The organism is Vibrio sp. YT-19(2023), assembly GCF_033337395.1.
This window is the reverse complement of sequence record NZ_JAWOQN010000898.1, coordinates 1-565: the sequence shown is the minus strand read 5'-3', so window position 1 is coordinate 565 and position 565 is coordinate 1. Positions and strand designations below refer to the sequence as shown.

The window sequence follows — 565 nt, the reverse complement described above, 5'->3', positions numbered from 1 at the left end:
ATCCGTAAAGTAGAGTCGGGATATGGCGGTTAGAGTTGAACACCTTGTCAGAGATGATGCCTGATAGGATTGCACCTGCTAGACCCGCGATAGGGTATGTAGACATTGCGAAGCCAGCGTCAATCAGTGAGTAACCTTTTGCTTCTTGTAGGTAAAGCACTGCCCAAGAAGACATCGCGTAGCGAGAGATGTACATCGCTGCACACGCTGCTGCAATTAGCCAAACGGTTGGTTGCTTCAGGATGAACATTTGAGCGCGACGAGTTGCTTGCGGATCGTTCTTTTTCTTGATCTCAGGTTCTTCGTCGAATGCTGTTGCTGAATCTGGCAAACCGTAAGTTTGTGGACGGTCTTTTAGGATGAAGAACATACAAATCGCTGCTGCAATCGCTGCAATACCCGCACCGATGAAACCTGCGCGCCAACCGAAGTAGCTCACTAGAGACGCCGTTAGGATCCAAGTGATACCTTCACCGATGTTACGTGAGCCACCCCAGATAGAGTAACGGCTACCACGTTGTTTTGGTGAGAACCATTGGAACAGAGACACACAAGACGGTGCTGA

At 49.4% G+C, this 565-nt stretch carries 1 protein-coding gene; it reads right to left on the bottom strand.

Annotation, left to right across the window (positions count from 1 at the left end):
- On the bottom strand, positions 1–565 hold a 565-nt coding region (locus R7E78_RS29065; RefSeq protein WP_318059010.1), incomplete at both ends, for an MFS transporter.